7 protein-coding genes are annotated in these 6,237 nt (G+C 70.6%); 4 read left to right on the forward strand and 3 right to left on the reverse strand.

The window, feature by feature from the left end; genetic code table 11:
* Positions 1-72: 72 nt before the first annotated feature.
* On the reverse strand, positions 73-849 hold the full coding sequence (locus tag ACLBKU_RS11325) for a TlyA family RNA methyltransferase (protein ID WP_410179642.1): 777 nt from the start codon (positions 847-849) through the stop codon (positions 73-75).
* Positions 850-884: 35 nt separating this feature from the next.
* Here ACLBKU_RS11325 and ACLBKU_RS11330 point away from each other — a divergent pair, with 35 nt between their 5' ends.
* Positions 885-1,439: a hypothetical protein gene (locus ACLBKU_RS11330; RefSeq protein ID WP_410179643.1), complete on the forward strand. Its 555-nt coding sequence runs from the start codon at positions 885-887 to the stop codon at positions 1,437-1,439.
* Between the two features lie 48 nt (positions 1,440-1,487).
* Here the strand turns inward: ACLBKU_RS11330 and ACLBKU_RS11335 are convergent, their stop codons facing one another.
* Complete coding sequence (locus ACLBKU_RS11335) at positions 1,488-1,826, reverse strand: hypothetical protein (protein ID WP_410179644.1); 339 nt, start codon at positions 1,824-1,826, stop codon at positions 1,488-1,490.
* 649 nt (positions 1,827-2,475) lie between these two features.
* Here ACLBKU_RS11335 and ACLBKU_RS11340 point away from each other — a divergent pair.
* Entirely contained in the window at positions 2,476-3,552 is a 1,077-nt protein-coding gene (locus ACLBKU_RS11340; protein WP_410179645.1) for a branched-chain amino acid aminotransferase, read from the forward strand.
* A 4-nt stretch (positions 3,553-3,556) separates the two neighbouring features.
* A complete protein-coding gene (locus ACLBKU_RS11345) occupies positions 3,557-4,402 on the forward strand; it encodes a rhodanese-related sulfurtransferase (protein ID WP_410179646.1) in 846 nt (281 codons plus the stop codon).
* Between the two features lie 15 nt (positions 4,403-4,417).
* Here the strand turns inward: ACLBKU_RS11345 and ACLBKU_RS11350 are convergent, their stop codons facing one another.
* Positions 4,418-5,338 (reverse strand): LysR family transcriptional regulator, encoded by a 921-nt coding sequence (locus ACLBKU_RS11350; protein ID WP_410179647.1) that lies wholly within the window; start codon positions 5,336-5,338, stop codon positions 4,418-4,420.
* A 109-nt stretch (positions 5,339-5,447) separates the two neighbouring features.
* On the opposite strand from ACLBKU_RS11350, the gene ACLBKU_RS11355 reads away from it, so the two are divergent.
* Positions 5,448-6,149: a pirin family protein gene (locus ACLBKU_RS11355; RefSeq protein WP_410179648.1), complete on the forward strand. Its 702-nt coding sequence runs from the start codon at positions 5,448-5,450 to the stop codon at positions 6,147-6,149.
* Positions 6,150-6,237 lie beyond the last annotated feature (88 nt).

Below are 6,237 nucleotides of genomic sequence, written 5' to 3' on the forward strand. Positions count from 1 at the left end.
CCAGGTATCAGGAAAGCCGGCGGCGACCTCCGGGTTGCCGCCGGTTTTTCTTTGTGCGCCAGCCGCGCCCCTTCAGCCCCGGCGGGCCGAGATCAGGAATTCGACATTGCCCTGCGGCCCGGTGATCGGGCTCTCGGTGATCCCTTCGACATCCCAGCCGAGGCCCTCGAGCCAGCCGCGGACCTCCTCGCACACCCGTGCGTGCAGTGCGGGATCGCGCACCACCCCGCCCTTGCCGACCTCCTCGCGCCCGACCTCGAACTGCGGCTTGATGAGCGCAACGAGGCGGCAGCGCTCGGCCGCGAGCTGCAAGGGCACCTCGAGCACTTTCGACAGGCTGATGAAGCTCGCATCGCACACCACCCAGTCGCAATCGCGGGTGATGTGGTCGCGGGTGAGGAGCCGCGCGGAGAGCTGTTCGAGCACCGTCACCCGCGGGTCCTCGCGCAAGCGCCAGGCGAGCTGGTTGGTGCCGGAGTCGACGCAGAACACGTGCGCCGCGCCGCGCGCCAGCAGCACGTCGGTGAACCCGCCGGTCGAGGAGCCGATGTCCATCGCCACTGCGCCTGCGGGCGAGAGGCCGAAATGTTCGAGCGCATGGGCGAGCTTGATCCCGCCGCGGCTCACCCAGGGATGGTCGCGGCCCCGCACCTCGAGCGCGGCGTCCCCGGCGATCTGGTGCCCCGGCTTGTCGATCTTGACCTCGCCCGCGAAGACCAGCCCCGCCATCACCAGCGCCTGCGCCCGCGCGCGGCTCTCGGCGAGGCCGCGCTCGACGAGCAGCTGGTCGACGCGGCGCTTGGCCGCTTTCGGGGGACGGCCTGAGGAAAAGGAAGGATGGTCGGGCATGGACAAGGCGAGGCCCTAGCGCGCAAAGTGGCAGCATGAAAGCCGCTCTGCCCCCCGCCCTTGCCCTTGCCGCCGCGCTGACACTCGCCGGCTGCACGTCCTCGACACCGGCGCCGACCGCCGCCCGGCCCGCGCCCGCGCCCGCCGCACGGCCGGCCCCTGCGCCCGGACCCGCGCGCCCCGCCCCGCCCGCTCCGCTCCCCGCCGATCCGGCCACCACCTGGATCGACGCGCCCCAGACCCCGGGGGCATGGCGCTACGAGCGACTGGAGAGGACAACCACCGCAGACTACCGGTCGCCCGAAAGAAGCCGGCTGGTCTCGATCGCCTGCCGCGATGGCGGACAGGTGATGCTGGATGTGGATGGCGCGCGCGCCGGATCCCTCACAATCCGGACCGAGACAGCCACCCGCACGCTGCTCGCCGAGGCCAACCGGCAGTTCGCCTTCGTTCTTCTGTCACCGACCGACCCGCTGCTCGACGCGATCGCGCTCTCCAAGGGCCGCTTCTCTATCGAGGCCGAGGGCGCCGCGCCGCTCTACCTGCCGAGCTGGGCGGAAGTCAGCCGGGTGATCGAGGATTGTCGCTGACACCCCGCGCCGCCGCATCGCCGGAACCGGTGGCAGATTGTCGCGATCTCAGGGCCGATAGACGTCCAGCTCGAGATAGACGTGGGCGTCCTGCCCGACCGCGTCGGCGGTCAGGGGAGCGAACCAGTCGAGCGATTCCTGCAGCGCCGCCGGATCGTCGAACAAGGCCTTGGACGCTTCGGGGTCCCACTGCGAATAGCTGGTGACCCGCAGGCCATCGAGGCTCATGTGGATGGTGGAGGAGAGGTGTCCGGCCATGCGGCGACCATAGCGCGCGAGCCCTTCGCGCAGGCCATCGTACACCTTCCGCTGCGTCTCAGGCTGGGTGTGGTAGACGTGGATCATGGTCAGCACGCCGGCCGCAGGGTCGATGGTTGCGGTGCTCATCGCCAAATCCCCTTCTCCGGACCGACATATCCACAGGTTTGCGCGCAGCCTGTCCACATCCTGCCGGCGAGCACGGGCGCATCATCGATCCACCAGGCACGCCGCGCCGAAGGGCTTTCGCGGCGAGGGGAGAGTATGACGCGGGAAAAGTTAAATACAAGTCTTGTGGAAGCTCCTTGCATGAATCACATTGCACCACGAGGCCAGCGGCGAACGCGGTCCTCGGCCCCCGGTGAAACGGCTGGGTCTTGGCACACTAGCGCGAAAGGAGGTGATCCGATGTCTCATGGTTCAGCAGAGAGGTCGGCAAGTTTCCGCGCGAGGCACTACCGGTAATTCCTGTTACCTCTAGAGGCTTCGTGAGCGGCACTTCCTGGCCGCTGACCATGAAAGGGCGTTTCCACCGACGGGCTGGAAGCGCCCTTTTCATTTTGTGTTTCGCGAAAGCGCATCCGCGCCTTCGTCCTCGGTGCGTTTCCTTCGCTGCGCTACGGAGCACCTGCGGCTCGGCCGCGTGGCCTCGCGGGCCTGCGGCCCGATGATCCTCCCCCTCAGGGGAGGGGAACCATCCGCAGGACGGTGGAGGGGCACGCGACGATGATCCAACAGTCGTCTTGCTCTCGCCCGCCCGCAGGATTAGGCGCGTTCCATGCAACTCACGCGCCTTCCCCACCCCTCGCCCACGCCCGACCACGCCCGCGAGCAGCTGATCGCCGACCCGGGCTTCGGGCAGGTCTTCACCGATCACATGGTGACGATCGACTACGACGAGGCAGCGGGCGGCTGGCAGACGCCCACCATCGGCCCGCGCGAGGCCATCCCGCTCGATCCGGCGGCAAGCGTGCTCCACTACGCGCAGGAGATCTTCGAGGGGCTGAAAGCCTACCGCCACCCCGACGGCGCGCTCGGCCTGTTCCGCCCGGAGGCCAACGCCGCGCGCTTCAACGCCTCGGCCGCGCGGCTCGCCATGCCGGCTCTCCCGGAAGAGCTGTTCCTCGGCGCGATCGCCGCGCTGCTCGAGGTCGACGGCGACTGGTATCCGGCGGTCGAGGGCGGCTCGCTCTACATCCGGCCCTTCATGATCGCGACCGAGGCCTTCCTCGGCGTGCGCCCGGCCCGCAAATACAAGTTCATCGTCATCGCAAGTCCGGCCGGCAACTACTTCAAATCGGGCGCGAAAGCGGTGAGCATCTGGATCTCCGACTTTACCCGCGCCGCCCCCGGCGGGACGGGCGCGGCCAAGTGCGGGGGCAACTACGCCGCAAGCCTCGTCCCCACCGGACAAGCCTTCGCCAAGGGCCACGACCAGGTGCTGTTCCTCGACGCCGTGGAGAAGCGCTGGGTCGAGGAGCTCGGCGGCATGAACCTGTTCTTCGTCTTCGCCGACGGCACGGTCATCACCCCGCCGCTGACCGGCACGATCCTCCCCGGCATCACCCGCGACAGCCTGATCGCGCTGCTGGAGGAGCAGGGACTGACCGTGCGCGAGGCCCCCTACGCGATCGACCAGTGGCGGGAGGACGCGGCGAGCGGCCACCTCGTCGAGGTGATGGCCTGCGGGACCGCGGCGGTGGTCACCGCGGTCGGCAAGGTCGCCGGCCCCGAGGGCGCGTTCACCATCGGCGCGGGCGGCATCGGCCAGACCACCGCGAAGCTGCGCGAGCTGCTCGTCGGCATCCAGACCGGCCGCATCGCCGACACCCACGGCTGGGTGACGCGGGTCTGATCCCATGCCCGTGGCGGTCGCCGCGCTCTACCGGTTCACCCGCTTCGACGACCCCGAGGCGCTGCGCCTCCCCCTGCTCGCCGCCTGCGAGGAGGCGGGCGTGAAGGGCACGCTGCTGCTCGCGCGGGAGGGGATCAACGGGACCATCGCGGGCGCGCCCGAAGGGCTGGAGGCCGTGCTCGCCCACATCCGCGCGCTGCCGGGGTGCGCGGGGCTCGACGTCAAGTTTTCGGAGGCCGCCGCGATGCCCTTTGGCCGGATGAAGGTCCGCGTGAAGCGCGAGATCGTGACGATGGGCGAGCCCGGTCTCGACCCGGCGCTCACCGCGGGGACCTATGTCGACCCGCACGATTGGAACGCGCTGATCGCCGATCCCGACACCCTCGTGATCGACACCCGCAACGATTACGAGGTGGCAATCGGCTCCTTCACGGGCGCGCTCGACCCGCAGACGCCGAGCTTCCGCGACTTCCCGGCATGGTTCCGCGCCAATCGCGAGGCTCTGCTGAAAGGCAAAAAGAAGGTCGCGATGTTCTGCACCGGCGGCATCCGCTGCGAGAAATCGACCGCCCTGCTGCGCGCGGAAGGCGTGGAGGAGGTCTACCACCTCCAGGGCGGCATCCTCAACTATCTCGAGCAAGTCCCTGAAAACGAAAGCCTGTGGCAGGGCGAGTGCTTCGTCTTCGACGAGCGCGTGAGCCTCGCCCACGGCCTCGCCCCCGGCACCCACCGCCTGTGCCGCCCCTGCGGCCGACCGGTGCGCGCGGGGGAGGCTTGCGCGGTGTGCGAGGCGGCACCGCCCCGTGCTCGACGCGGAGCTCGGCGACTGCCGGCAAGCCGCATGAGCTGAAAGCCGAGCCCCGGATCACGTCCGGAGCGACGATCCGGCAGGGCAGGCCCCCAGCCCCTCCCGGAACGCATCCACCAGCCAGCTCGCCGCCGGGCCCAGCCGCGTGTCGCGGCGCCACAGCGCGGAGAGGCGGTAATGCGCGCCGGGCTTTTCGGGCAGGTCGAGCTCGACCAGCGCGCCGCTGGCGAGGTCGCCCGCCACCATCCCGCGCGGCATGTTGCCCCAGCCGAGCCCCTCCTTGAGCAGCGAGTGCTTGGCGCCGAGGTCCCCGAGCCGCCAGGTCAGCGGCGAGAGCACCGAGAACTCGAGCCCCTCGGTGAGCGGCGAGCGGTCGGTCAGCACCAGCTGCAGGTGGCGGCGGCTCTCCCCCGGCGCGACCCCGGCGCGGGCCAGCGGGTGCGACGGCGCGGCGACGGGGATGAGGTCGATCTCGCCGATCGCCTGGCGCTCCATCCCGGGGTGCTCGCCGATCACCGGGCCGCCGATCGCAAGGTCCGCCCCGCCGCCGACGAGGCAGGCCCCGACCGCGCCGAGCCCCTCGATCCGCAAGGTCAGCGCGCAGGTCGGGAACATCCGCCGGAACTCGCCGAGCACCCGCGCGGTGAGGTCGCCCGGCACCATCACGTCGACAACCAGCGTCAGCGCCGATTCGAGCCCTGCGTGGAGCGAGCGGGTCTTGGCGAGCAGCGCGTCGACCCCGTCGGCGACCGCGCGCGCCTCGGGCAGCAGCCCCTCGCCCGCCGGGGTCAGCACCGGGCGGCGCGAGCCCTCGCGCTCGAACAGGCTGAGCGCGAGCTGCGCCTCCAGCTGCGCGATGCCGTAGGACACCGCCGAGACCGCGCGCCCCAGCGCCCTGGCCGCCCCGCCGAAGCTGCCGTGATCGGCAACGGCGATGAACAGCCGCAGCTGGTCGAGGGTGGGTTCGCCGAGTTTCATGAGGGCTTGTTCGGATATTTCGAACATCTTGGCAAGTTTTATCGCACTTATCCAAACACGGCCACTGGCCTATCTCCGCCTCAACGAACGAACCCAAGGAGTCCACGACATGATCGAACTTCGCCCCTTCCACACCCTCGGCGCCGCCAACCACGGCTGGCTCGATGCGCATCACCACTTCTCCTTCGCGGGCTACCACGACCCGGCGCGCGTCCACTGGGGCGCCCTGAGGGTCTGGAACGACGACGCCATCGCGCCGCGCGCGGGCTTTCCGCCGCACCCGCACAGCGACATGGAGATCATCACCTATGTCCGCGCCGGGGCGATCACCCACCGCGACAGCATGGGCAACGAAGGCCGCACCGAGGCCGGCGACGTCCAGGTGATGAGCGCCGGGACCGGCGTCACCCACTCGGAATACAACCTCGAGGACGAGGAGACCCGGATCTTCCAGATCTGGATCATCCCCGACGCCCGCGGCGGCGAGCCGAGCTGGGGCGCGCGCCAGTTCCCCAAGGCCGACCGCCACGGCGCCTTCGTGCCTCTCGCGAGCGGTGCCGCCAACGACGACGACGCGCTGCCGATCAGGGCCGATGCCCGGGTGCTCGGCGCGACGATCAAGGCGGGCGAGAGCGTGACCTACACGCCCCGCTCGGCGGACCGCCACCTCTACCTCGTCCCCGCGACCGGCAGGGTGCGGATCGGCGATGTCGAGGCGAATGCCCGCGACGGCGTGGCGATCACACAGCTCGCCGAGGTGACCGTCACCGCGCTCGAGGACAGCGAGGTCGTGCTGGTCGACGCGGCCTGAGCCAACCCTCCCCCTCCCGCTCGCGGGAGGGGGCCGGGGGGGGGGGGGGGGGGGGGGGCCCCCCCCCCCCCCCCCCCACCCCCCCCCC

This window comes from Erythrobacter sp. NE805, assembly GCF_046452355.1.
GTDB lineage: Bacteria > Pseudomonadota > Alphaproteobacteria > Sphingomonadales > Sphingomonadaceae > Erythrobacter.

Bases quoted from the DNA above. Each gene is read 5' to 3' on its own strand.
- ACLBKU_RS11325 (WP_410179642.1), bottom strand. From the start codon at position 849: ATGCCCGACCATCCTTCCTTTTCCTCAGGCCGTCCCCCGAAAGCGGCC.
- ACLBKU_RS11330 (WP_410179643.1), top strand. From the start codon at position 885: ATGAAAGCCGCTCTGCCCCCCGCCCTTGCCCTTGCCGCCGCGCTGACA.
- ACLBKU_RS11335 (WP_410179644.1), bottom strand. From the start codon at position 1,826: ATGAGCACCGCAACCATCGACCCTGCGGCCGGCGTGCTGACCATGATC.
- ACLBKU_RS11340 (WP_410179645.1), top strand. From the start codon at position 2,476: ATGCAACTCACGCGCCTTCCCCACCCCTCGCCCACGCCCGACCACGCC.
- ACLBKU_RS11345 (WP_410179646.1), top strand. From the start codon at position 3,557: ATGCCCGTGGCGGTCGCCGCGCTCTACCGGTTCACCCGCTTCGACGAC.
- ACLBKU_RS11350 (WP_410179647.1), bottom strand. From the start codon at position 5,338: ATGAAACTCGGCGAACCCACCCTCGACCAGCTGCGGCTGTTCATCGCC.
- ACLBKU_RS11355 (WP_410179648.1), top strand. From the start codon at position 5,448: ATGATCGAACTTCGCCCCTTCCACACCCTCGGCGCCGCCAACCACGGC.